24 protein-coding genes and 1 pseudogene are annotated in these 24,160 nt (G+C 68.0%); 16 read left to right on the forward strand and 9 right to left on the reverse strand.

The annotated features are described in order from the left end of the window. Genes TBU01S_RS15095 through TBU01S_RS23105 form a run of 4 tightly spaced genes read left to right on the forward strand, consistent with a single transcriptional unit; the run spans position 1 to position 1,988 of the window. The gene (locus TBU01S_RS15095) at positions 1-657 is read left to right on the forward strand and encodes an OmpA family protein (RefSeq protein WP_068637605.1); all 657 of its coding nucleotides are present in this window, start codon (positions 1-3) and stop codon (positions 655-657) included. Further along, positions 650-1,438: a DUF2894 domain-containing protein gene (locus tag TBU01S_RS15100; RefSeq protein WP_083953636.1), complete on the forward strand. Its 789-nt coding sequence runs from the start codon at positions 650-652 to the stop codon at positions 1,436-1,438. Before TBU01S_RS15095 ends, TBU01S_RS15100 begins: the two co-directional genes overlap by 8 nt. Positions 1,439-1,478: 40 nt before the next feature. Further along, complete coding sequence (locus TBU01S_RS15105) at positions 1,479-1,790, forward strand: hypothetical protein (protein WP_157659160.1); 312 nt, start codon at positions 1,479-1,481, stop codon at positions 1,788-1,790. Positions 1,791-1,850: 60 nt separating this feature from the next. After that, the gene (locus TBU01S_RS23105) at positions 1,851-1,988 is read left to right on the forward strand and encodes a PIN domain-containing protein (RefSeq protein ID WP_174524541.1); all 138 of its coding nucleotides are present in this window, start codon (positions 1,851-1,853) and stop codon (positions 1,986-1,988) included. 21 nt (positions 1,989-2,009) lie between these two features. On the opposite strand, the gene recJ is transcribed toward TBU01S_RS23105, so the two are convergent. Together recJ and TBU01S_RS15115 are read right to left on the reverse strand one after the other, a co-directional pair. Continuing rightward, entirely contained in the window at positions 2,010-3,710 is a 1,701-nt protein-coding gene (gene recJ, locus TBU01S_RS15110) for a single-stranded-DNA-specific exonuclease RecJ (RefSeq protein WP_068637609.1), read from the reverse strand. Beyond that, positions 3,707-4,783 carry a hypothetical protein gene (locus TBU01S_RS15115; protein ID WP_068637611.1) on the reverse strand — a complete coding sequence of 359 codons (1,077 nt, stop codon included), beginning with the start codon at positions 4,781-4,783 and terminating at the stop codon, positions 3,707-3,709. The genes recJ and TBU01S_RS15115 overlap by 4 nt, the downstream gene beginning before the upstream one ends. 177 nt (positions 4,784-4,960) lie before the next feature. On the opposite strand from TBU01S_RS15115, the gene TBU01S_RS15120 reads away from it, so the two are divergent. Together TBU01S_RS15120 and TBU01S_RS15125 are read left to right on the forward strand one after the other, a co-directional pair. Next, positions 4,961-5,443 carry an Xre family toxin-antitoxin system antitoxin gene (locus TBU01S_RS15120; RefSeq protein ID WP_068637613.1) on the forward strand — a complete coding sequence of 161 codons (483 nt, stop codon included), beginning with the start codon at positions 4,961-4,963 and terminating at the stop codon, positions 5,441-5,443. Next, on the forward strand, positions 5,443-5,943 hold the full coding sequence (locus tag TBU01S_RS15125) for an RES family NAD+ phosphorylase (RefSeq protein ID WP_068637615.1): 501 nt from the start codon (positions 5,443-5,445) through the stop codon (positions 5,941-5,943). The genes TBU01S_RS15120 and TBU01S_RS15125 overlap by 1 nt, the downstream gene beginning before the upstream one ends. A 32-nt stretch (positions 5,944-5,975) precedes the next feature. On the opposite strand, the gene TBU01S_RS15130 is transcribed toward TBU01S_RS15125, so the two are convergent. Then, the gene (locus tag TBU01S_RS15130; protein ID WP_068637620.1) at positions 5,976-6,338 is read right to left on the reverse strand and encodes a hypothetical protein; all 363 of its coding nucleotides are present in this window, start codon (positions 6,336-6,338) and stop codon (positions 5,976-5,978) included. 181 nt (positions 6,339-6,519) lie between these two features. Beyond that, positions 6,520-6,726, reverse strand: coding sequence for a cold-shock protein (locus TBU01S_RS15135; RefSeq protein ID WP_068637622.1), 207 nt, complete (start codon positions 6,724-6,726; stop codon positions 6,520-6,522). A gap of 367 nt (positions 6,727-7,093) precedes the next feature. On the opposite strand from TBU01S_RS15135, the gene TBU01S_RS15140 reads away from it, so the two are divergent. Further along, positions 7,094-9,295: a YgiQ family radical SAM protein gene (locus tag TBU01S_RS15140; RefSeq protein ID WP_083953637.1), complete on the forward strand. Its 2,202-nt coding sequence runs from the start codon at positions 7,094-7,096 to the stop codon at positions 9,293-9,295. Between the two features lie 5 nt (positions 9,296-9,300). On the opposite strand, the gene TBU01S_RS15145 is transcribed toward TBU01S_RS15140, so the two are convergent. Beyond that, complete coding sequence (locus TBU01S_RS15145; RefSeq protein WP_088178888.1) at positions 9,301-10,275, reverse strand: SGNH/GDSL hydrolase family protein; 975 nt, start codon at positions 10,273-10,275, stop codon at positions 9,301-9,303. Between the two features lie 264 nt (positions 10,276-10,539). Between TBU01S_RS15145 and TBU01S_RS15150 the strand changes: the two genes are divergently transcribed. The 3 genes from TBU01S_RS15150 to TBU01S_RS15160 all read left to right on the forward strand — a co-directional run bounded on the left by TBU01S_RS15150 (position 10,540) and on the right by TBU01S_RS15160 (position 14,644). Continuing rightward, a complete protein-coding gene (locus TBU01S_RS15150) occupies positions 10,540-11,796 on the forward strand; it encodes a lipoprotein-releasing ABC transporter permease subunit (RefSeq protein ID WP_068637669.1) in 1,257 nt (418 codons plus the stop codon). Further along, positions 11,789-12,484 (forward strand): lipoprotein-releasing ABC transporter ATP-binding protein LolD, encoded by a 696-nt coding sequence (gene lolD / locus TBU01S_RS15155; RefSeq protein ID WP_068637624.1) that lies wholly within the window; start codon positions 11,789-11,791, stop codon positions 12,482-12,484. The genes TBU01S_RS15150 and lolD overlap by 8 nt, the downstream gene beginning before the upstream one ends. Before the next feature lie 135 nt (positions 12,485-12,619). Then, positions 12,620-14,644: a methyl-accepting chemotaxis protein gene (locus TBU01S_RS15160; RefSeq protein ID WP_068637626.1), complete on the forward strand. Its 2,025-nt coding sequence runs from the start codon at positions 12,620-12,622 to the stop codon at positions 14,642-14,644. Between the two features lie 42 nt (positions 14,645-14,686). Here TBU01S_RS15160 and TBU01S_RS15165 read toward each other — a convergent pair whose 3' ends face one another. Next, the gene (locus tag TBU01S_RS15165; protein WP_068637671.1) at positions 14,687-15,232 is read right to left on the reverse strand and encodes a DUF2062 domain-containing protein; all 546 of its coding nucleotides are present in this window, start codon (positions 15,230-15,232) and stop codon (positions 14,687-14,689) included. Between the two features lie 90 nt (positions 15,233-15,322). Here TBU01S_RS15165 and TBU01S_RS15170 point away from each other — a divergent pair, with 90 nt between their 5' ends. Further along, positions 15,323-17,743 (forward strand): DNA internalization-related competence protein ComEC/Rec2, encoded by a 2,421-nt coding sequence (locus TBU01S_RS15170; protein WP_245650932.1) that lies wholly within the window; start codon positions 15,323-15,325, stop codon positions 17,741-17,743. A 53-nt stretch (positions 17,744-17,796) separates the two neighbouring features. Continuing rightward, entirely contained in the window at positions 17,797-18,720 is a 924-nt protein-coding gene (locus TBU01S_RS15175) for an alpha/beta fold hydrolase (RefSeq protein ID WP_068637628.1), read from the forward strand. A gap of 42 nt (positions 18,721-18,762) precedes the next feature. Here TBU01S_RS15175 and rsgA read toward each other — a convergent pair whose 3' ends face one another. Genes rsgA through TBU01S_RS15190 form a run of 3 tightly spaced genes read right to left on the reverse strand, consistent with a single transcriptional unit; the run spans position 18,763 to position 21,358 of the window. Further along, complete coding sequence (gene rsgA, locus TBU01S_RS15180) at positions 18,763-19,680, reverse strand: ribosome small subunit-dependent GTPase A (protein WP_068637675.1); 918 nt, start codon at positions 19,678-19,680, stop codon at positions 18,763-18,765. 41 nt (positions 19,681-19,721) lie between these two features. Next, on the reverse strand, positions 19,722-20,063 hold the full coding sequence (locus tag TBU01S_RS15185) for a cytochrome c (protein WP_217999632.1): 342 nt from the start codon (positions 20,061-20,063) through the stop codon (positions 19,722-19,724). Between the two features lie 26 nt (positions 20,064-20,089). Continuing rightward, a complete protein-coding gene (locus TBU01S_RS15190; RefSeq protein ID WP_068637630.1) occupies positions 20,090-21,358 on the reverse strand; it encodes a M48 family metallopeptidase in 1,269 nt (422 codons plus the stop codon). Between the two features lie 112 nt (positions 21,359-21,470). On the opposite strand from TBU01S_RS15190, the gene orn reads away from it, so the two are divergent. The 4 genes and pseudogenes from orn to TBU01S_RS25120 form a co-directional block, all read left to right on the forward strand. After that, complete coding sequence (orn, locus tag TBU01S_RS15195) at positions 21,471-22,019, forward strand: oligoribonuclease (RefSeq protein ID WP_068637631.1); 549 nt, start codon at positions 21,471-21,473, stop codon at positions 22,017-22,019. Between the two features lie 10 nt (positions 22,020-22,029). Beyond that, a complete protein-coding gene (locus TBU01S_RS24325; protein WP_169802976.1) occupies positions 22,030-22,191 on the forward strand; it encodes a hypothetical protein in 162 nt (53 codons plus the stop codon). 16 nt (positions 22,192-22,207) lie between these two features. After that, entirely contained in the window at positions 22,208-22,597 is a 390-nt protein-coding gene (locus tag TBU01S_RS24530) for a beta-propeller domain-containing protein (protein WP_217999633.1), read from the forward strand. Positions 22,598-22,609: 12 nt separating this feature from the next. Next, positions 22,610-24,151, forward strand: a pseudogene (locus tag TBU01S_RS25120) (prolyl oligopeptidase family serine peptidase); the annotation flags it as partial. Positions 24,152-24,160 lie beyond the last annotated feature (9 nt).

The raw sequence follows: 24,160 nt of genomic DNA on the forward strand, positions 1-24,160 counted from the left end.
ATGGAAGAAATCCACGGCAGCATCGAGGACTCCGCGCCGGCCTGGGGCGTGTTCGGCGACCTGATGTCGGGGCTGCTGGGCGCTTTCGTGCTGATCCTGATCGGCGTGCTGGGCGTGCAGCTCGAACTGGCGACCACGCTGGAAGCCGAAGTGCAGAAGCGGCGCGAGGCGGAGCAGCGCCGTGAAGCGCTGGAAAAGGCCCTGGCGGTGCCGCTGGCCAGCGGACGGGTGACGCTGGACGACGGGCGCATCGGCATCAGCGGCAGCGTGCTGTTCGCGCACAACTCCGCCGATCTGCAACTGGAAGGCCGCCAGTTGCTGCGAAGCCTGGTCCAGCCGCTGGCGGCCTACCTCGGCACGCGCGACGAGATGCTGATGGTCAGCGGCTTCACCGACGACAGGCCGGTGCTCGACAGCAACCGCCGCTTCGCCGACAACTGGGATTTGTCCGCCCAGCGTGCGCTGACCGTCACGCGCGCGCTGATCGAGGACGGCGTGCCGTCCTCGTCGGTGTTCGCTGCCGCCTTCGGCCCCGAGCAGCCGGTGGCATCGAACGACGACGCCGAAGGCCGCTCGCGCAACCGGCGGGTGGAGATGGCGCCGGTGCCGAAAACGCCGCAGAAGCCAGCGGAACAAACCGCCGCGCGCGATGGCTGACGAGACGCAGCCGTCCGGCGCGGCGCTGCCGGCCCCCGTCCGCAGCGGGTTCGCCGCCGGGTTTTCCACGGAGACCGAAGCGCCCCTGCGGTTTCGGCCGGGGTCGCTGCCCGACGCCGCGGCGGAAGATGGTGCGGCGGCCATCATCGATGCCTTGCGCAGCCGCGGCGCGGCGCGCTTCGATGCGGTCGCTTTCTACGTCATCGAAGCAATGTGGCGGCGCGGCGAACACCTGTGCGGCGCGGCACGCACGGCGCTGCAGCACAAGCTCGCGCGCCGGCTGGCCACGTTCCGGGAGCGCTTCGAGCGCGCCGGTGGCGAAACTGGGGCAGGCGCCGGTCTCCAGGTGCCACCGCGGGGCCGCAGCCCGCTCGCCGAACTGCTCGCCCATGCCGCCCGCAGCGGCGCCAACGCCGCCGCTCCGGCTCAGGCGGCATCGCCGGTCGGCCCCGGCACGCCTGCCGTCGAGCTGAAATCCCTGCGCTACTTCGGCAGCACCTGGTCGCGCCTCAGCCTGGAGCAGCAATTGTCGCAGGCGCTGGCTCAGGCGCCGGACAATGCCGGGCCGCTCAATTCGCATTTCCTCGTGCTGCAGGCACTGATCCGCATGCGTGACATCGCGCCGCAATATCTGGAAAACTTCATGTCCTATGCGGATGCGCTGCTGTGGCTGGATCTGCTCGACCCGGGGAAAGGGGCAGGGTCGAAGTCCGGTTCGCAGAAGACGGCCGCGCGAAAGCCGGCAACGCGGAAAACGGGACAGCGGAAAACGCGTGGCTGACGGAGCGGGAAGAATGATCAGGCAAGACAGGGAGATTTCGATGCGATTCGTTCTGGGACTGGCTGTTCTGATCTCCGCGCCAAATCTCGCCGCGCAGCCCTATCAGCAGGAAGAGATCGAGTTCCGCCAGGGCAGCGAATTGCTGTCATGGTGCCGATCGGAAGCGGAGGCCTATTTCGCCGGCAAGGGTATTGCGACCTGGCAGCGGAGCGGGCGCCACCATGAAAAGGGGAATCTCCTGATCGTGGAAGGAAGCCTCCGTACCGGGGACAAGGATGTTTCCGTGAGCTGCCGGGTGGCAAAAGGCGCACGGGAGCGCCATGCGGTTATCGAGGTCCACGACGAACCGTAAGACCGGCCCCGGAAGTGCCGGATTGCTCCGCCGGGGAGCCTGAGCGGCCAGGACTGGAGGATGGGAGACGATTTCGATGAGCCCATCGACGTGCTGATTGCCCAGTCGGCCGCCGAGCCGCTGATTCTGCTCACCGCAGATGGAAGATTGGCCCGATATGGAAGCACCGTCCGGCTCATCGAGCGGCCCCGGCGTTGAGGAATCGCTTGCGTCCTGCCCTCAGGCCGCCTCGAAGTGCTCCAGCATCAACTGCACGCTCGACACCCCGTTGTATTCGTTGATGCCCAGCCGGTAGGCGGCATGGATCTGGCCGGCGGCACCGTCGGCGTGGTTGAAGCGGATGGCCTCGAAGCGGGTGCTGCCGCGCGACAGTTCGAGCTTGAGATGCTTGTCCTTGAGCACGCGCTGGCGCTCGACGCGGAAGACGTCGTCGAAGACCGGCGGCGGAAAGCCCTGGCCCCAGATTTCGTTGTCCAGCATGCGCACCGCGTCGAGGGCGAAATAGCCGGGCTCCAGGCTGCCGTCGGTGTCGATGCGGTGTTCGAGCTGGGCGGGGTCCAGTAGTTCGCCGACGACTTCCTCGAAGGCTTCGTCGAAGCGGCGCAGGTCGGCTTCGCGGATGCTCAGGCCGGCGGCCATGGCGTGGCCGCCGAAGCGTGCGATCAGGTCGGGGTGGCGCTTGGTGACGAGGTCGAGCGCGTCGCGCAGATGCAGGCCGGGGATCGAGCGGCCGGAGCCTTTCAGCTCGCCGTCGCTGCTGCGGGCGAAGGCGATGGTCGGGCGGTGCAGTCTTTCCTTGATGCGGCTGGCGACGAGGCCGATCACGCCCTGGTGCCAGTCGGGCTCGAACAGCGCGATGGTGGCGCGGCTGCCGGCGCTGATCTCGCCGTTGACGGCGAGGCGGGCGAGGGCTTCTTCCTGCATGCCGGCCTCGATGCTGCGGCGCTCGCGGTTGAGCCGATCGAGCTCCTGGGCGATGTGCATGGCGCGGCCGGCGTCGTCGGTGATCAGGCATTCGATGCCCAGGCTCATGTCCGACAGCCGGCCGGCGGCGTTCAGGCGCGGGCCGATCATGAAGCCGAGGTCGGTGGTGCTGGCGCGCGCCGGCTCGCGGCCAGCGAGCGAGAACAGCGCGCGGATGCCGGGCTGCAGGCGGCCGGCACGCATGCGGGCGAGGCCTTGGGCGACCAGGATGCGGTTGTTGCGGTCGAGTTTGACCACGTCGGCGACGGTGCCGAGGGCGACGAGGTCGAGCAGGTCGGCGAGGTTGGGTTCCTTGCCGCCGGCGAAGGCGCCGCGCTCGCGCAGTTCGGCGCGCAGCGCGAGCATGGTGTAGAACATGACGCCGACACCGGCCAGCGCCTTGCTGGGGAAGTCGCAGCCGGGCTGGTTGGGATTGACGATGACGTCGGCGTCGGGCAACTCGTCGCCGGGCAGGTGGTGGTCGGTGACGAGCGTCGCCATGCCGTGCGCTCGCGCGGCGGCGATGCCTTCGACGCTGGCGATGCCGTTGTCGACGGTGATCAGCACGTCCGGTTCGAGCCGGGCGGCGATCTCGACCATTGCCGGGGTGAGGCCGTAGCCGAGGGTGACGCGGTCCGGCACCAGGTAATGCACGTCGGCGCCGAAGGCGCGCAGCGCGCGCATGCCGACGGCACAGGCGGTGGCGCCGTCGCAGTCGTAGTCGGCGACGATGACCATGCGCGCGCCGGCCTCGATGGCATCGGCCAGCAGTTGTGCGGCTTCGCGGGTGCCGGTGAGGGCTTCGGGCGGCAGCAGGTGCTTGAGGCTGGTGTCGAGCTCGTCGGCGCGGCTGATGCCGCGGGCGGCGTAAAGGCGGGCGAGCAGGGGGTGCAGGCCGGCATCGGCGAGGCGGCCGAGGGCTTGCGGCGAAACGGGGCGGGACTGGATGCGGGTCATCGGTCGGTGTCGGGATGCGTGGGCGGCGGCGCCGTGGGCAGCTCAGTGGGCGCCGGCGCGATGGACTTCAGCAGGACGTCGAAGGCATGGGGTTTGCGCCAGAACTTCCAGCGGTCGGTGCTGCGCACTTCGACTTCCAGCGTGCCACGGTCGCTCGGCGCGCTGAGGCGCAAGGTTTTCAACTGCCCATTCTGCACGGCAGCGGCCAGCGGCGCGAACCAGTTGCGCTCGATGGCCTGCAAGCCGTCGCGCCAGGCGTCGAGGTCGAGCTGCTGGGCGGGCTTGCGAAGTGCATCGAGCACGACCAGGGTGTCCTGGCGCAGGGCACTGGCGGGGGCGGGCGCGCTTGCCGGTACGCCGGCGGCGCGGGCGAAACCGAGGCTGAGCGGATCGGTGGCCTGCACGGCCTTGGCGGGGGCAAGCGGGGCGGTTTCGACTTCGCCCGCGCCCCACAGCCACAGGCTGTTGACCGCACGCAAACCCGCGTCTTCGCGCGCGCGGCTGGCGGCATGGTTGTGCAGCACGATCTGGGCCTCGTTCATGGTGCGCTGCCACAGCCGGGCGTCCTCGCCTTCGGGCAGGAAATGCTTGACCGGCCGGCCGATGACGTCGTCCAGCGGATAGAGCGTGGCGCGGGTGGGCTTGTCGAGCCGCAGGTACCAGCGCGTCGGGGTGCAGACTTCGAAGCGGCCCAGATCTGCGAATACATCGTTGAGGGCGGTGACGAGGGTATTGGCCTCGTCCATCGCGAGCTCGCCATCGGCAAAGGCGTACAGCAGCAGGTGCTCGCGGGCGAAGGAGAGATTGACCGGATCGGCGCACAGCCAGTGGCTGCCGGGTGGCGGCGCCGCGGCATCCGTTTCGCCCAGGCGGCGCAGCATGCCGAGCGGCAGTCCGCCGCCTTCCAGGCCGAACAGGCGGGCGAGCTGGCGGTCGTAGGGTTCGAATTCACGGACAAGTCGCCGCCCGCGGCCGAGCAGCGCGGCCAGGCCGTCCAGTGCAAGCCCGGAAGCCGGGCCGAGCAGCGTGGCGGCGGGCCACAGCAGGCCGGGAATCAGGAGATGGATCTGCATCGGAAGCGCGCGGATGGAAAGCGGCGCGAGTCTAGCATGCGGCTGCCGGCATACGTCGGCCCGGGTCCTGGAGGGCAGGGTGGCATGGCTGTCCGGCAGCGGATATCGCTTGACAATCCAGGGGTGACGGTGTTCACTTGATTCACGAAAGGCAATCAAACGATTCAAGGAAGCGTCATGAGCAAATCGAAGGCAGGACACGCCGCACACGAGCCCGGCGCAGCCTATGCGTTTGCTCGCGGGCATTCGGCTGCGGGCGCCAGCATCGAGCACTATCTGCATGCCAGGTCCGCGCTCGAACGCGACCACATGGTGCGCGAAGGCTTCGAGGTCGGTTCGCTGGACAGCTTCGCCAACCGCTTCGGCCGCAGCGGGCGCAGTCTTGCGCAACTGCTCGGCGTGGCACCTGCGACCTACGACCGCCGCGTGCGCGAGGGCAAGCCGCTGTCGCAGGACGATTCCGACCGGGTTGCGCGGCTGATAGACGTCGAGCGCGCGGCTGCGCGGGTGTTCGGCGATGAAGAGGCCGCCCGGGAATGGCTTGCGGCGCCGGTGCCGGTTCTCGGTGGCGCGGTGCCGATCGAACTGCTCGCCACCACGCCCGGCCACCAGGCGGTCATCAACGCCCTGCGCCGCATCATGGCCGGGACCGCGGCCTGATGGCCATCCTGTGGCGGCTGGCACAGGACTGGATCGATTTCGACACCGGCATGGTGCTGTGCGCGGCAGAGGACTTCGGCTGCGCCGGCACTGGCGCGGCGACGGTGGGCGGACGCTGGAACAGCGTCGGCACGCCGGTGATCTATCTGGCCGACAGCCTGGCGCTGGCGCAACTCGAAAAGCGCGTCCATACGCCTCGCCAGCCGCCGCGCGGCATGATCGCGGTGGAGGCGAGGCTGCCCGCCGCCTCGCTGGCCGCGGCGCATGCCGTCGAGCCGCCGGAAGGCTGGGACGAGGCCAATGTGGACTGGTCGGTGGGCTGCGCCGAAAGCCAGGCACTGGGCGATGAATGGGTGAAGGCGGGCGCCATGCTGCTGATGCGGGTGCCGTCGGTCGTGGTGCCGGTGGGCTGGAATTACCTGTTGAACCCCGCACATCCGGATGCGAAAAAAGTGCGGACCCGGCGCATCGAACATCGGCCCGATCCGCGCCTGTGGTGAATGGGGTAGGCTCGCTGGGTTGTCGATGCGCCTTATTCGACCGGCGCAAAGCCATAGTACGACCCGTACGCAGACGGAGCCGGTGCGTAGGCGGCGACCTTGATCGCATCGGCCAGGCTGATCTTGTCGGTGAAGCCGTCGATGCCACCCGCGTCCTCGTTCCACTTCGCCTTGATCTCCCGTTCCGAGAGGCCGTTGAGGCGGAGGTTCTCGTCGAGACGCTCCGAGCGATATTCGAAAGCCGTATCGTGGGCGATGAACAGCGTGTGCGGGCAGGCAGTGATCCGGGTCTCGTCCTCGGGGTCGGCGCCCATGACGCGAACACCGCAGAACGGGCAATGGACCGGCGTGTAATAGAAGGTCTTGAGTTCGGTTCGTTGTATGAGTCCGGGCATTGGATCTTCCTTGTTCGATAGGGATTGTCGGGCGGCCTTGCACCTGCGGATGGCGCAGGAGATGGCCGCAATGGGGGCCATCTTCCAGAAGCCTGAAAACAAAAGGCCCGACTCTTTTGTCGGGCCTTTCGTCGATCTGTAGAGACGGCCTGCGCCACAAGCGCAGGGCCGCAACACAGTTTCAGTCAGCGGCGCGAATGTTCGACGCTTGCAGACCCTTGGGGCCGGTGGTCACGTCGAAGCTGACGCGCTGGCCTTCCGCGAGGGTCTTGAAACCCTGGCCCTGGATGGCGGAGAAGTGGGCGAAAAGGTCATCACCACCCGCTTCCGGCGTGATGAAGCCAAAACCCTTGGAATCGTTGAACCACTTGACGGTACCTGTTGCCATGTCCTGAATCTCCTGAAAATGAGGAAAACCCCCCTCTGACTGGGGCGAGTTTCAAGAAGGCGAGGTATGACTTGGGGGAATAAAACCGAGGAATCGGATGCTAGACCAACAAACACAGACTACACGACTTGAACATCGCTGCGGCGCAGTATGAATGAAACATTCAACCAAAGATACTCATTTCTTTGCGCGCGGCGGCGCAGCGAGCCCGCGAGGCCTTCCCCGGCGCCGCACCTCTGCATGTCCGGCAAGCAAACGCCGGCTTTGCTTCAGCCGGGCGCAGGCGTGGTGTGCGAGCGATCATGGATTGCCGCCGCGAACACCCGCCGGCGCGCGGCACCGTACAATGGCGGCCATGAAATCGAACATGTTTTCCGGAGCCGAATCAGCGGCTTCCAGCATTGCCGCGGACGCGCTCCCCGGCCATCGCGCTGCGTCTTTCCTGCCGATGTCGCGCAAGGAGATGGACGAGCTCGGCTGGGATGCGTGCGACGTCATCCTCGTCACCGGCGACGCCTACATCGACCATCCCAGCTTCGGCATGGCGCTGGTCGGCCGCCTGCTCGAAGCGCACGGCTTTCGTGTCGGCATCATCAGCCAGCCGGACTGGCAGTCGGCCGAGCCTTTCCGAGCGCTGGGCAAACCCAGGCTGTATTTCGGCATCACCGCCGGCAACATGGATTCGCTGGTCAACCGCTACACCTCCGACCGCAAGATCCGCTCCGAGGATGCCTATACGCCCGATGCCGAGGCCGGCAGGCGCCCCGACCGCGCAGTCACGGTGTATGCGCAGCGCGCCCGCGAAGCCTTTCCGGATGCCAACATCGTCATCGGCAGCATCGAGGCCAGCTTGCGCCGCATCGCGCATTACGACTACTGGTCGGACAAGGTGCGGCGCTCGGTGCTGCCCGACTCCAAGGCCGACATGCTGCTGTTCGGCAACGCTGAGCGCGCGCTGGTGGCGCTGACCAAACGGTTGGCCGTTGGCGAGCCGATCGAGGCGATCCGCGATCTGCGCGGCACCGCCTTCATGGTCAAGCCGGGCTGGCTGCCGTCGGCGGCCTGGCACGAGACCGATTCGCTGGCGCTCGACCGGCCGGGCCGCATCGACGCCCATCCCGACCCCTACGCGATGGAGCCGGCTGCCGCTGCACCCAAGCCCACCGCCGACGGCGCGCAGCCGGTGCGCATCGTGCCGGCGGCCGAACGTGTCGCCGCCCGCCGCGTCGACCGCGCCCATACCGTGATCCGCCTGCCGTCCTTCGAGCAGGTCAAGGACGACGCGGTGATGTACGCCCACGCTTCGCGGGTGTTCCATCTGGAATCGAATCCCGGCAATGCCCGCGCGATGGTGCAGCGCCACGGCGAAGGCCCGGGTGCGCGCGACGTCTGGATCAACCCGCCGCCGCAGCCGCTGAGCACGCCCGAGATGGATTTCGTCTATGGCCGGCCCTATGCCCGCGCCCCGCACCCGGCCTACGGCGGTGCGCGCATCCCGGCCTGGGACATGATCAAGTTCTCGATCAACATCATGCGCGGCTGTTTCGGCGGCTGTACCTTCTGCTCGATCACCGAGCACGAGGGCCGCATCATCCAGAGCCGCTCGCACGAGTCGATCCTGCGCGAGATCGAGGACATCCGCGACAAGTCGCCCGACTTCAAGGGCCACATCACCGATCTCGGCGGCCCCACCGCCAACATGTACCGCATGGCCTGCAAGAGCAAGGCGATCGAGGAAAACTGCCGCCGGCTGTCCTGCGTGTATCCGGGCATCTGCGAGAATCTGAACACCGATCACTCCTCGCTGGTCGAACTCTACCGCAAGGCGAGGGCGCTGCCCGGCGTCAAGCGCATCACGATCGGCTCCGGGCTGCGCTACGACCTCGCCGTGCGCTCGCCCGAATACGTCAAGGAACTGGTCACGCACCACGTCAGCGGCCTGCTCAAGATCGCCCCCGAGCACACCGAGGAGAACACGCTCTCCAAGATGATGAAGCCGGGCATCGGCGCCTACGAGGAGTTCCGCCGCATGTTCGAGAAGTTCTCGGCGCAGGCGGGCAAGAAGCAGCATCTGGTGCCATACTTCATCGCCGCCCACCCCGGCACCACCGACGAGGACATGCTGAACCTGGCGCTGTGGCTGAAGAAGCACGATTTCCGCCTCGACCAGGTACAGACCTTCCTGCCCACGCCGATGGCGCTGGCGACGACGATGTACCACTCGCGCAAGAACCCCTTGAAGAAAGTGTCGGCCGACTCGGAAGCGGTCGAGACCGCGCGCGCGGGCAAGATCCGCAAGCTGCACAAGGCCTTCCTGCGCTGGCACGACCCCGAGAACTGGCCGATCCTGCGCGAGGGCCTGATGCGGATGGGGCGCGCCGACCTGATCGGCAACGGGCCGAACTGCCTGGTACCGCGCCAGCAGCCGGTACAGCCGGTGGCGAAAGGTGGGCGGCCGCCGGCCGCATCCTCGCGGCGCCCGCCGGGCGATGGCCGGGCGCCCTGCGCACCATTCGGGCGCAAGAACGGCAAACCGGCGGCGAAGCGCGCGCCGCGGTCGGGCCGCTGATCCGGCTACGGACGGCGGCGCATCAGCAGTACGCCGGCAAGCGCAGCCAGCAGCAGCGTGCCCGTCGGCGGTTCGGGTACGGCGATGGCGGCGAGGAAACGGTCCGCGAGCAGGCGATGGCCGGCAGTGGTGGGGTGGACGCCGTCGAAGAACAAGGCGCCTTCGCAGCCGGCGGGCGAGGTCACGCAGGGCGTGACGACGTCGGTGAAGCCGAAGCGGGCGGCGTCGGAGATCACTTCGTCGAGGAAAGCGGCGGTATCGAAGAACATCAGGCGCAGTCCGCCGGGGATGCCCGGGACGAAGCCGCTGCGGGCGAGATCGAGCGCGTCGGCGAGGGCATCGTTGAAGCCGCGCGAGAGAGCATCGAGCGCAGCCTGCTGCTGCGGCTCCAGGCTGAGTCCGAACGGGGTCCGTGACAGATTGGGCATGTTCGGCACGAGGATGTCCGTCGCTCCGGCGCTGGCCAGCAGCCCGACCGAGGTGATCAGATTCGAGACGGCGGTGCCGGCCGCGGCAAGAAGGTCGGTGCCCTGGCTGAGGGCGAGGAAGAAGTCGTTGGGCGCGGCCCACAGCATGAACAGCGAGCTTGCCGGATCGAAGGCCGGTGCGCTGCCGACGAAACCTGCGACCTGGGCCAGGGCGCCGCTTTGCCCGAGTGCCGGTGGCAGCGCTGCGGGGGACGAAATCTCGTAGTTGTAGTTCTGCGTTCCGCTGGTCGCGCCGCCGACGGCGAAGTTGGTGCCGCCTGCTGTCGACGGCCGCAGGTCGATGCCGAGGCGGCCGGCGAGGTATTCGGCGGCGGTGGGGCCGTCGGAGAACTGCTCCGCATAGGGCGGAGAGACAGGCCAGATGCCGCCGCTGAGAGCGTAGGCGTTGCCGTTGTCGGACAGGCTGTCGCCGAACACGTACATCGAGGTGTAGGCGGCGTGGCTCAGAGGTGCGAACAGCAGCGTTGCGGCGAGCAGCAGGATGCGGATCATGGTCGTTTTCCTCGGCGTGGTGATCGGGATTCGATGGTCGGCGCCGCGCCTCGGCCGGATCTGCGGCAGGGGCGCGGGCAGGACAGGTTCAGCGTAGAAGCATGCGCTGCGTTACGCCATCGTGATTTTCCCGCGCCCGTGTCGGAACGGCGGCGAGGCATTTGCCCGGCCTGCTTACAGTCGGACATCGATCGGGCTGGTCACGATCGCCTCTGCGCGGGCACAATGCCGGGCTTGCTGGACAGACCTGCCGAACCTTTTCCGATGCTCTACGAATTTCTCGTCGGCCTGCGCTACACGCGCTCGCGCAAGCGGGCACAGGGGCGCAACCGCTTCATTTCCTTCATTTCGCTGGTGTCGATGTTCGGCATCGCGCTTGGCGTCGCGGCGCTGATCGTGGTGTTGTCGGTGATGAACGGCTTTCAGGAAGAATTGCGCTCGCGCATCCTCGGCGTGGCTTCGCACGTCCAGGTGCAGAGCTTCGACGGCGGCCTGCGCGACTGGCAGCGGGTGGCCGACGAGGCCATGCGCCATCCCGCGGTGAAGGCTGCCGCGCCCTACGTGCAGGAGCAGGGCATGCTGTCCTTCGACGAAGGCGTGCGCGGCACCGTCGTGCGCGGCGTCGTCCCGAGCGAGGAGGACAAGGTCGCGGATTTCGGCCAGTACATGAAGGCGGGCAGCTTCGATGCGCTGCAGCCCGGCCGCTTCGGCATCGTGCTCGGCCGCGACCTGGCCCAGGCGCTGCGCGTGCAGCTCGGCGACAAGATCACCCTGATCGCGCCGCAAGGCCTGGTGACGCCTGCGGCGGTGCTGCCGCGGGTGAAGCAGTTCGAACTGGTCGGTGTGTTCGAGGCCGGCATGTACGAATACGACTCCGGCCTGGCGCTGGTGCATGTGGCCGACGCCCAGGCGCTGTACCGGCTGGGCGATGCGGTGAGCGGCGTGCGGCTGAAGCTGGACGATCTGTTCGCCGCGCCGCGCGTTGCCCGCGAGCTGGCGATGCAGATTTCCGTGCCCGGCCTGATGATCCACGACTGGACGCGCAGCCACGCGAACTTCTTCCGCGCCGTGGCGCTGGAGAAGACGATGATGACGCTGATCCTGTTCCTGATCGTCGCGGTGGCGGCCTTCAACATCGTGTCGACGCTGGTGATGGCGGTCCAGGAAAAATATGCCGACATCGCCATCCTGCGCACGCTGGGCGCCAGCCCGGCCTCGATCATGGGCATCTTCGTGCTGCAGGGTTCGATCATCGGCCTGGTCGGGCTGCTGGCCGGCGTGGCAGGCGGGCTGGCGATCGCCGGCAACCTCGACGTCGTCATTCCGGCGCTGGAGACGCTGACCGGCGCGACGCTGTGGAACAAGGAAATCTACTACATCAAGGAACTGCCCTCGAAAGTGCTGCCGGCGGACGTGATCAGCATCGTCTCGGTATCCTTCGTGCTGACCCTGCTGGCAGCGCTGTATCCGAGCTGGCGGGCGTCGCGGGTGAATCCGGCGGAGGCGCTGCGCTATGAGTGACACGGTGATCAAGCCGGGCGAGCCGGTACTGGCCTGCGACGGCCTGGCCAAGCAATTCCGCGAGGGCGCGGATGCGGTGGCGGTGCTCGACGGCGTGAGCCTGTCGATCGGGCGCGGTGAGCGGGTGGCGATCGTCGGCGCTTCCGGTTCGGGCAAGAGCACGCTGCTGCATCTGCTGGGCGGGCTGGACGTGCCGAGTGCCGGCTCGGTGCGGCTGATGGGACGTGACTTCTCCACCCTGTCCGAGCGCGAGCGCGGCCGGCTGCGCAATGTGGCGCTGGGCTTCGTCTATCAGTTCCATCACCTGCTGCCGGAATTCTCCGCGCTGGAGAACGTCGCCATGCCGCTCTACATCCGCCGCGTCGGCAAGGCCGAGGCGGACGCACAGGCGGCGGCCATGCTGCGCGAAGTCGGCCTCGGGCACCGGCTCGACCATGCACCGGGCGAACTCTCCGGCGGAGAGCGCCAGCGTGCCGCGATCGCGCGCGCGCTGGTGTCGCAGCCCGCCTGCGTGCTGGCCGACGAGCCTACCGGAAACCTCGACCGGCGCACCGCCGAAGCGGTGTTCGAGCTGATGCTGTCGCTCAACGAGCGCCTGGCGACCAGCTTCGTCATCGTGACCCATGACGAAACCCTGGCCGCCCGTGCGCAGCGCAGCCTGCGGCTCGACGACGGCCGGCTGAACTGAGACTTGCGTCACACTGATGGGCCCATTGGCAGGGGAGAGCGCAGCGGATTGATCAGGGTCATAAAGTTGCCCAGATTGGGGACGATAGTATGGGGACTCACTCAATGGAGCCTGCGCCAGCGCGGGTCGAACAAAATGAAAGCCCTCTTCGTCCCGGCCATCCGTCTGCTCGACCGCATGAGCTACCCCTTCAAGTTCATGCTGATCATGTTCGTCTGTTTCGTTGCCGCGCTGGCCTTGCTGGCCCAGGTCTATGTCAGCCTACGCCAGAACATGGACGTGGCCGAACGCGAGATCGCCGGCCTCACCCTGTTCGACGCCGGCTTCGACGTGGTCCTGCTGACCCAGCAGCATCGGGGGCTGAGCGCGGGCGTGCTGGGCGGCAGCGCCGAAATGGTGCCGCGGCGGGAGGCGAAGGCAAGCGAACTGCAGGCCGCGCTGAGCAAGCTCGATGCCGCGATCGGGGCCGATCCGCTGTGGCGGCCGCTGCAGGCACCCTGGGCGCCGATCCGCAGCGAACTGGACCGCCTGGCACGGTCGGCGACCCAACTCGGCGGGCCGGAAAGTTTCCGTGCCCACACCGAGGCGATCGCCCGGCTGCTGCACTGGCTCGGCGACGTTGGTGATGCGTCCGGCCTGGCGCTCGACCCCGATGCCGCGAGTGCGAACCTGATCACGCCGCTGCTGACTTCGCTGCCCGAACTGAGCGAGCGTCTGGGCCAGCTTCGTGCCCGCGGTACCAACATCGTCGCCCGCCACGAACTGCTGCGCAGCGACGAACTTGGCGTGATCGCGCTGCTGGCGGAGATCGGCCGCGCCGAGGCCGATCTGCTCGACCGCCTGGGCCGCGCCGGCAGGGCGAATGCCACGCTTGCGAGCGGGCTCGAGCGCATGCGCGGCGAGATCTCTGCCGCAGTGAGCGGCGTGCGCACGGCGGTGATGCGCGACATCGTCGATCAGCAATTCACGATTTCCGCCCCCGCCTATTTCGCTCTCGTCACCGATGCGATCGACGTCGCAGTGCGCAACTTCAACGAAGTACTGCGTCCCCAGGCCGGCAAGCTGCTGCACGAACGGCTCGACCGTCTGTCGGGGCAGCTGCAGCTGCAGATCGTGCTGTCGGTGGTGGCGATGCTGGTTGCGGGTTATCTCTTCATCGGCGTCTATCTCGCCATCCTGCGCTCGGTGCGCGAACTGTCGACCGGCGCCCAGCGCTTCGCCGCCGGCGATTACCGCGATCGCGTCGAGTTTTCGGCGCGCGACGAGCTGGCCGAAGTCGCCCAGCAGTTCAACAAGATGGCGGACGAAGTCGCCGTGCTGATCCGCGAGATCCAGCAGGGCGCTTCCCAGCTCGGTTCCTCGGCCAGCGAACTCTCCGGATCGGCCCGGCGCGTCTCCGACGGCTCGGAAACCCAGAGCGAATCGGCCTCCGGCGTGGCCGTGGCGGTCGAGGAAATGACCGTCAGCGTGCAGGAGATCTCCCGCCACGCGGCGACTGCGCAGGAAATGGCCGAGACCTCGGGACGCCTGTCCGAAGAGGGCGGTGCGGTGATGCGCCGCTCGGTCGAGGAAATGGAGCGCATCGCCGATGCGGTCGACCGTTCGGGCGAAGCGATCGGCGAACTGGGCGAGAAGTCCCGTCAGATCACCACGATCGTCGATTCGATCCGCGACATCGCCGACCAGACCAACCTGCTGGCGCTCAACGCGGCGATCGAAGCGGCGCGGGCCGGCGAAACCGGGCGCGGCTTCGCCGTGGTGGCCGACGAGGTGCGCAAGCTCGCCGAACGCACGTCGCTCGCGACGCAGGAAATCGCCAGTATGGTGCAGGCCATCCAGCAGGGCACCGAGCGCGCGGTCGAGACCATGCAGCAGGGCGTGCAGCGCGTGCGCGACGGCGTGGCGCTGAGCAACCAGGCGGGCGAATCGATCGCGCAGATCCACGGCGGTGCGCAGCAGGTGCTGGAGGCGGTGCGCGAGATCACGGTGGCGCTCAACGAACAGAGCCTGGCGAGCAACGAGATCGCGCAGAACGTCGAGCGCATCGCGGCGATGGCGGGCGACAACAGCGTTGCTGCGCACCAGACCACGTCCACCGCCGAGGTGCTGGAGAACCTGGCCGCGACCCTGCGCCAGCAGGTGGGGCGCTTCCAGGTCTGAATACAGGCCGAAGGACACGGCAGGCGGCTCCCGCCGTGTCCTTCAGCGCTTGCGGCTCCTATCCTTGCGCCTGCGCCACTGGCGGATCAGCCAGATCCGCCAGCCCCAGCGGACCGCCAGATAGCCGCTGATCGACAGCGTGGCGGCGAGCAGCACCAGGCCGAGCGCCAGCGGCTTGCCGAGTCCCGCCATCCAGTCGATCAGGGCGGGAATCCAGGCCGAGAAGCGCATGCCCTCGAGCTCGGGCGGGGCAACGAAGTCCGTGCCGTTCAGGCCCATCACCAGGCTGCCGAAACCGTAGGCGAGCACGTACAGCGGCACGATCGTCAGGGGATTGGTGTAGAGCGTGGTCAGCAGCGCCAGCGGCAGATTGACCCGGAAGGCCACGCACATGATGGCGGCGCCGAGCATCTGCAGCGGGCCGGGAATCAAACCGCAGAAAAGGCCCACTGCCACGGCGCCGGCCGCGGAGTGGCGGTTGAGGTGCCACAGCCGCGGATGCAGCAGCGTGGACGAGAACGGCCTCAGCCAGCGGTTCTGGCGAATGCTTTCGTGGTCCGGCAGGAAGTTCTTGAGTCGTTTGCGCATGGTGTTCGAGGCGCGAAAGTGTAGCAGCGGAGCGCGGATGCCGCGCGGCACGCCGGGTGCGATTCGGTAAGCAGATACGAAGAGTTGGCTGTGATTGCCATCGTCATGATGGCGATGGCAATATCCGAAGCCATGAGAGTGCTTGCCGTGTCCTTCGCTGGAGGTGTCGTGCTGCTGCAGGGGCAGGCGCAGTTGCCCGATATCGCGATGATCGGCCTGGCTGCGGCAGTCTTCGCGTCGTTGTGGGTAATCGGCAGGCATTTCATTGGCAGCAAGGCCGGAGAAGTGGGCCGAGCACGTGCCGTGTGGGGCTTTGTGCGTGGTTCTGCAGCGATCGGGCTCGCCTTCGTGCTGGGTTTCGGCTGGGCGGCGCTGCGTGCGGACTGGCGGCTGGCGGACGAATTGCGCGGCGATCTCGAAGGCGTCGATATCGAACTGACGGGATATGTCGCCGATCTGCCGCAAGCACTGGATGAAGGCGTACGCTTCCGCTTCGAGCCGGATGCGGCGGTCGAAGGCGTGCCCGGCAAGCTGCTGCTGTCGTGGTACAGGCCGCGCGGCAGCACCGAGGCGCCGCCGGCGGTGAAGCCGGGAGAACGCTGGCGCTTCACCGTGCGGCTCAAGCGTCCCCACGGCTTTCACAATCCCGGTGGTTTCGACTACGAAGCCTGGCTGCTGGAGCGCGAACTGCGTGCGACCGGTTACGTGCGCAGTGGTGCCCGGCGCCTGGAGGCAGTAGATATCAGGGCGATGGACGCGGTGCACCGGCTGCGCGATGCCGTGCGCGAGCGATTCACCGCCGTACTCGGCGATGCGCCCCATGGCGGCATCCTGGTGGCGCTGGTGATCGGCGACCAGCGCGGCATCCCATCCGAGCAATGGGAAAGCTTCCGCCGCACGGGCCTCAGTCATCTCGTCGCAATATCCGGAATGCACATAACGTTGGTTGCCACCGTCATGGGTGCGGCGCTTGGCGGCGTGTGGCGCAGACTACCGTGGTTGGTGCTGCGCTGCCCGGTGCGCAGGGTGCAGGCGCTGGCGGCGGTGCTGGCCGGCACCGGCTATGCCTTGCTGGCGGGAATGGGCATTCCGGTGCAGCGTGCGCTGATCATGCTGTTCGTGGTCGCCATCGCAGTGTACCGTGGCCGTTCCATCCTGCCTTCGCGGGTGCTGGTGCTGGCCTTGCTCGCGGTACTGGTCACCGACCCCTGGGCCTGCCTGTCGGCGGGTTTCTGGCTGTCCTTCGGCGCGGTGGCGGCGATCGGCTTCGTGCTGGGCGGGCGGCAGCACGGCGCGATCGGCTGGCGTGCCGCGGTACGTGTCCAGCTCGGCATCAGCCTCGCACTGCTGCCCTTGCTGGTGCTGCTGTTCCAGGCGCTGCCGCTGCTGTCGCCGGTGGCGAATGCGCTGGCGATTCCGCTGGTGAACTTCGTCATCACGCCGCTCGCGCTGCTAGCAGCGCTGTTGCCGCTGGATTTCCTGCTGCACTGGGGCCACATGGCGACGGTGCTGCTGATGGTCTGGGTCGAATGGCTGGCCGCGTTCGAGCCCGGCTACTGGCGCCAGCCCGCGCCGCCGATGTGGCTCGGGATGCTGGCGATGCTTGCGGTGGCCGGGGCGATGCTGCCGCGCGGCACGCCGGGCAGGCTGGCGGCGCTGGCCGTCCTTGCCGCCTTGCTTGTATGGCCGCCGCCACGTCCCGAGGCCGGCGGCTTCGTCGTGCGGGTGCTGGACGTGGGGCAGGGGCTGGCGGTGCATGTGCAGACCGCGAGCCATGATCTGTTGTTCGATACCGGTCCGCCTTATGGCGCGCATGCCGATGCCGGCAGCCGGGTCGTGCTGCCTTATCTGCAGGCCCTCGGCGTGAGAAGTCTCGACGGCGTGGTGCTGTCGCACGACGACAGCGACCACGTCGGCGGCGCGCGCAGCATAGCCGGGGCACTGGACGTGGAGCGCTGGTGGTCGTCCGGGGAGGCGGCGGCGATTGCCGGTGATGTGGCAATGGTCACCCCGTGTGTGTCGGGGATGCGCTGGAACTGGGACGGTGTGGAGTTCGCCTTCCTGCACCCGGACGGCGAGGCGCCGCGGCCTGCCGGCGGGCGGCACGACAACGACCGCTCCTGCGTGCTGCGCGTGGCCAATCCGGCGGGTGTGCTGCTGTTGCTGGGCGATGTCGAATCTGCGGGCGAGCAGGCGATGCTGGCGCGCCACGGCGAGGCTGCGCTGGCGGCCGACGTGGTGGTGAGCGGGCATCACGGCAGCCGCTCGTCCTCGTCCGCCGCGCTGGTGGATGCCACGCTGCCGCAGGCGGTGATCCATTCGGTGGGGCATCGCAACACTTTCGGCCATCCGCACCCCCAGGTATGGGCGCGCTGGGCGGCTGCCGGCGCGCGCAACTGGCGCACCGACAGCCAGGGGGCGGTGGAGGCGGTGTTCGCGGCCGACGCCGATGCGGGAGTGGGCCTGAGGGCACAGCGTCTGCGCGAGCCGCGCTACTGGCACGGCCGATGATCCCGCGGCACGATGCTAGACTGCCCCGGAAGCGACTATCCGAGGAGCCCATCATGTCCCTGTTCTCCGAACTCAGCCGCGCATTCGAAGCGCCGACCCCGCCGCGCCGCCCGAAACATGGCGTGCGCGAGCGCCGCGTGCAATGCATCGGCCCGCACGGGCTGCATCGCATGGCCTATACCGAATGGGGCGACGTAGACAATCCGCGCGTGCTGGTCTGCGTCCATGGGCTGACGCGCAACGGACGCGACTTCGACGACCTGGCGCAGGCGCTGGCGGACGATTTCCGCGTCGTCTGCCCCGACGTGGTCGGACGCGGGCGCAGCGACTGGCTGGGCGTGAAGGAGGACTACGGCTTCCCGCTCTACGTGTCGGACATGATCGCGCTGATCGCACGCCTGAACGTCGAGCAGGTCGATTGGGTCGGCACTTCGATGGGCGGCATCATCGGCATGCTGGTCGCCAGCCTGCCGCACTCGCCGATCCGGCGGCTGGTGCTGAACGACGTCGGCCCGCTGATCACCGCGGTGTCGCTGCAGCGCATCGGCCCTTATGTCGGCACGGCACCGCGCTTCGCCACGATGGAAGAGGCGGAAGCCTGGATCCGCGAGGTCAGCACGCCGTTCGGGCCGCTGACCGACGAGCAGTGGCGCCATCTGACCAATTACTCGGTGCGCCCGGTCGGGGGGCCGGATGGCGGCTTCGTCATGATCTACGATCCGGCGATCGGCGAGGTCTTCCGCGCCACGCCGGCGACCGAGGACATCGACATGTGGCCGGTGTACGAGCGCATCGGCTGCCCGACGCTGGCCCTGCGCGGCGCCGAATCCGACCTGCTGGAACGATCGACGCTGGAAGCGATGGCACAGCGGGGACCGTGCGCGAAGATCGTCGAGTTCGAAGGCGTGGGCCATGCGCCGATGCTGATGGATCCGGAACAGATCCGCGTCGTCGGCGACTTCCTGAAATCGAGCTGACGGCGGCTTTGGGTGCGCTCCGCCGCGCCCGGCCGCCGTGCCTTACCAGCCGGGGTTCAGGCGCTTCGCTTCGGCGATCTCGGCGCGGATCGTGCGATAGTGCTCGAAGCGGCGCGGCGCGATGCGGCCGCCGGCCAGCGCTTCGAGCAGGGCGCAGCCCGGTTCGGCTTCGTGCCGGCAGTCGCGGAAGCGGCATTGGCCCAGCAGCGGACGAAACTCGATGAAGCTCTCGGCCAGTTCATCGGCGCTCACGTGAGCGAGGCCGAACACCTGCAGGCCGGGGCTGTCGATGAGCCAGCCTGCACCTTCTTCCGATTCTGCTTCGTCGATGGGCGGCGCGCTCAGGGGGTACAAGCGGGCGAAAGTGGTGGTGTGCTTGCCCGAATCCAGCGCCTCGGATATTTCGCGGGTGGCAGCCTGGGCGTCCGGGATCAGCGCGTTGGTCAGCGTCGATTTGCCCATGCCGGACTGGCCGACGAGGATGGACTGCAGGCCCGCCAGGCGCTCGCGCAGGCCGGCCGCGCCCTGCAGGGCGGAAATTTCGATCACTTCGTAGCCGAGGGCGCGGAAGGGCGCGAGCTGGGTGCGCGCCGCATCCAGCCTGTCGCCCAGGTCGGCCTTGTTGAGGACGATGATTGGCGTGATGTCCTGGCTTTCCGCGGCGACGATGCAGCGCGACACCAGCAGATCGGAAAAGCCCGGCTCGGTGGCGACGACGATCAGGATGTGGCTCAGGTTGGCCGCGATCAGCTTCTCGCGGAAGGCGTCGGAACGCCACAGCAGGTTGCGGCGCGAAACCAGCGAGTCGATGACGCCCTGGCCGTCGCCGCCCGGCGTGATGCGGACGCGGTCGCCGCAGGCGAAGCTGCTCTTCTTGCCGCGGGTGTAGCATTGCAGCCGGCCCTCGGTGGTGGCGACTTCGTAGTGCCGGCCGAAGGCGGCGACGATGAGGCCGTCGATCGTGGCGTCATTGCCCTTCTTGCGCTGCTGTTTTCCGTGGCTCACTTAAACTTGTAGTAGTGCTGGTTGAGGTAGGCGGCGAGGTGCTGCTCGTCCTCGGGGAAGAGGTCGAGATTGAGCATCGTCGTACAGGTGGTGATCTGCTGGGCCAGCGCGCTGGCGGTGGTGACGCGGCGCTCGAAGCGGGTGTAGATCTCGGCGCCGTCTTCGCCGCCGAATTGCCTGGCGTGGCATTCGACGCAGTGCTTCGCGTGCATCGCCTTGCCCTCGACGGGGTCGCCGTCGGGGAAGGGGTCTGCGTTTGCGGACAGCGCTGCGGCAGCCAGCAGGCCAGCCGTGGCGCCTTTCAACGGGGCGATGCGAAGCAGTGATCGGGTGTTCATTTTTCGTCTCCTCCGGTTGGGCTGGGCTACAGGGATTGCAGGCGGGCGACGCGTATTGCCGCAGGCGGGTGCGAATCGAAGAAGCGCGAATACAGCGGGTCGGGCGTCAGCGTCGAGGCGTTGTCGCGGTACAGCTTCACCAGCGCGCTGACGAGGTCGGCTGCCCGCGTTTGCTGTGCGGCATAGGCGTCGGCCTCGAACTCGTGCACCCGCGACCAGTGGCTCATCAGCGGCCCCAGCGGAAAGGTGAACACCGGCAGCGCCAGGAAGAACAGCGCCAGTGCGGTGGCACTGTCGGTCGCCTCGGCGCCGAGGCCGGCGAAGAACCAGGGCTGCCCGGCCAGCCAGCCGAGCAGGGCGAGCAGGGCGAGGCTGGCGGGGGCGATGATGGCGAAGCGCTTGACGATGTGGCGGTGGCGGAAATGCCCCAGTTCGTGTGCCAGCACCGCCTCGACTTCATCGGCGTTCAGCTTGTCGAGCAGGGTGTCGAAGAACACGATCCGCTTCGAGGCGCCGAAGCCGGTGAAATAGGCATTGCCGTGGGCCGAGCGGCGCGAGCCGTCCATGACGAACAGGCCCTGCGACTTGAAGCCGCAGCGCGCCAGCAGGCCTTCGACCCGGGCCTTCAGTGCCTCGTCCGCCAGCGGCGTGAAACGGTTGAACAGCGGCGCGATGAAAGTCGGCCACACCAGCATCACGAGCAGGTTGAACACCATCCAGAAAACCCACACCCACAGCCACCACAGGCTGCCCATCGCCGATGCCAGCCACAGCAGCACGGCCAGCAGCGGCAGGCCGATGACGGCGGCCAGCACCGCCTCGCGCGCGCTGTCGGCGGCAAACAGCGCCGGCGTCATGCGGTTGAAACCGAAGCGCTTCTCGATGACGAAGGTGCGCAGCAGCACGAAGGGCAGGTCCACCAGCCAGCCCAGCACGCCCAGCGCGGCGAGCAGGGCGACGCCGTGCGCGATGCCGCCGGGCGCAAGCACGGCCGACCAGGCGTCGTGGATCGCCTGCAGGCCGCCGCCCAGCGTCAGCAGCAGCACGAAGGCCGCGCTGACGGCGATCTCGGCCATCCTCAGCCGCGTTCGTGCGGTGGTGTAGTCGGCCGCGCGCTGGTGCGAGCTCAACGGAATGGATTCGGCGAAGGCCGGCGGAACGCTGTCGCGGCAGGCCTGCACGTGGTTGATCTGGCGGCGCATCAGGCCCGTCCTGACGGCCAGGCTCAGCAGCAGCAAGGCGACGAAGAGGACGGCAAGGCCGTTGGCGAGGGAAGAAAGGGTATCGGCTTGCATGGGGCGGTCGTCGGTGTGTAAGGAGGGCGGGGCGGCGGGGTGCAGGCCCGTTCTATGACACAATCGCGCCCTCTAATGTTTCGCATGAACACGACAGGAAGGCGCACGGATTATGGCACAGGACCCGAATACGCTGATATGGCTGGACATGGAGATGACCGGCCTCGAACCGGACCGCGATCGCATCATCGAGATCGCCATCGTCCTGACCGACGAAAAGCTCGAAACCATTGCCGAAGCCCCGGTGATCACCGTGCACCAGCCCGATTCGGTACTGGACGCGATGGACGACTGGAACAAGAACACCCACGGCAAATCCGGCCTGATCGACCGCGTGCGCGCCTCGACCGTGTCCGAGGCCGAAGCCGAAGCACGCATGCTCGCGTTCCTGAAGGAATGGGTGCCGGCGCGCACCTCGCCGATGTGCGGCAACTCGGTATGCCAGGACCGCCGCTTCCTCGCGCGCTGGATGCCGCAGTTCGAGGAATGGTTCCACTACCGCAACCTGGATGTGTCGACGCTGAAGGAACTGGCCAAGCGCTGGCGGCCGGAAGTGTATGCCGGAGTCAAGAAGGCGGGTGCGCATACCGCGCTGGCCGACATTCAGGAGTCGATCGCGGAACTGCGGCATTACCGCGATACTTTCCTGCGGCTGGATTGAAAGTCCGGGCGTGAAGCACCGTTTCGGCATCATCGTGGATGGGGGGCGGCGTTTCTGGCGTCGCCACCGTCGCCTGATCCTGATCCTGATCGCGGTCAGCCTGTTCTTTTCGGTGCTGGGGTACTTCGCCGCACCGGTCGCGCTGCCGGGAATGTGCATGGTTTATGGGTGAGTGGAGCGATCCGGTCATGTCTCTTGCCTCGTCATCCGGGCCCGTAGCTCCCTGGCCTGAAATTTCTCCGCCGCTGGCGCCGCGCGAGGAACATGAGATCCGGCAGCTCGGGCGCACGCGCATCGATGCCTATGCCTGGATGAAATTCATCCCGCAGTCCGGCTCGCGCACCTTGGAGCAGTTGCCCCCGCCGCTGCGCGAACACCTGGAAGCCGAGATGAGCTATGCGCGGGAGGTGCTGCGTCCGCTGGGGCCCGGCATCGAGGAGTTTCGCGCCCGCATGGCGGCCAGGGCGCCCGAGATCAGCGAACCGCTGCCCAGATCGGACAAAGGCTGGTGCTACAGCTTCAAGCTTCCCGCCGGCCGTTCGCACCGGGTTTTTTCCCGTGCGGGGCCGGACGGGTAGGAACAGTTTCTCTTCGACGAGGCCGAGCGCGCACGCGGCCACGCTTACTATCGCGCCACCGGTCACCAGCACAGCCCGGACGACCGCTACTTCGCCTGGGCGGAGGACGTGGTCGGCGACGATCGCCACCGCATCTGCCTGCTCGACCTGCACAGCGGCATCGTCCGCACCGTGGTGCGGGCCGATGCGTTCGGCTATGGCGGTTTCACCTTCTCGCCGTCGTCCCGCCATTTGTTCTGGATCTGGCGCGATGCGCACAGCCGCCCGGCGCGCCTGTATCGCTCGCCCGTAGAGGGCGGCGAGGCGGTGCTGGTGTACGAGGAACACGATCCCGCCATCTTCATGCAGGTGGCCCGCACGGCGGCCGGCGGCTTCGTCGCGCTGACGCTCGGCGGCCCCGACGTGAGCGAGGTCCGCCTGATCGCCGCCGATGCCGAAACCGCCCCGGCGCGCATCGTGCAGCCGCGCCAGCGCGGCATCCGCTACGAAGTGGATGAGTGGGGCGACGCGCTGCTGATGCTGACGGACGCCGACGGGGCCATCGACCGCAAGCTGTTGAGCCTCGACCCGACGACCTTCACCGTCCGGCGCGAACTGGTGCCGCACCGTGCCGGTGTGCCGATCGTCGCCGTTCTGCCCTTCGCCGACGTACTGGTACGGCTCGAACGCGCGGAGGGCCTGCATCGCCTGGTGCTGATGCAGGCCGGCGGCCAGGAGGTGACGGTCGCTTTCGACGAACCGGCCTACGCCATCGAACTCGCCCCCGCCCAGCGCTACGAGGCCCGGCAGGTGCGCATCGTGCACCAGGCGCCGGCCAGCCCGCCGCGCTGGATCGACGTCGGCCTTGCCGATGGGAAATGCACGGTCTTCGGGCAGGAGCGCCTGAGCGGCTTCGACCCCGCGGCGTACCGGGTGGAGCGCCTGCACGCGCGCGCAGACGATGGGGAAACCATCCCCATCACGGTGCTTTCCCGCCGGGATGCGGCGGTGGCTGAGCCGCTGCCGCTGCTGCTCACCGGGTATGGCGCCTATGGCATCTCCAGCGAGCCGCGTTTCTCCCTGCCCGCGACCGTGCTGGTCGATGCCGGGTTTCGCTATGTCATCGCGCACGTGCGCGGCGGCGCGGAAAAAGGCGGGCGCTGGTATTGGGACGGGTGCCGCATGAACAAGCGCAACTCGATGACCGATTTCATCGCCTGCGCGCGGCATCTGCGGGAGATCGGTTATGCCGCGCCGGGCGGGATCGTGGCCCAGGGCGTGTCGGCGGGTGGGCTGCTGGTGTGCGGCGCCATGAACATGGCGCCGCAACTGTGGGCCGGTGTGATCGCGCAGGTGCCTTTCGTCGACATGCTCAACACCATGAGTGATGCCGACCACCCGCTGGTGCCGCTGCTGCGTCCGGATTGGGGCGATCCGCTCGCCGATCCCCAGGCTTACGACTACATCGCCGGCATCTCGCCCTATGAGAACGTGCAACCGGCGGCCTACCCGCCGGTGCTGTGCACCGCCGGCTTGAAGGACGACCGCGTGCCCTACTGGGAGCCGGCGAAACTGGTGGCGAAC

Source organism: Thauera butanivorans NBRC 103042, assembly GCF_001591165.1.
Lineage (GTDB): Bacteria > Pseudomonadota > Gammaproteobacteria > Burkholderiales > Rhodocyclaceae > Thauera > Thauera butanivorans.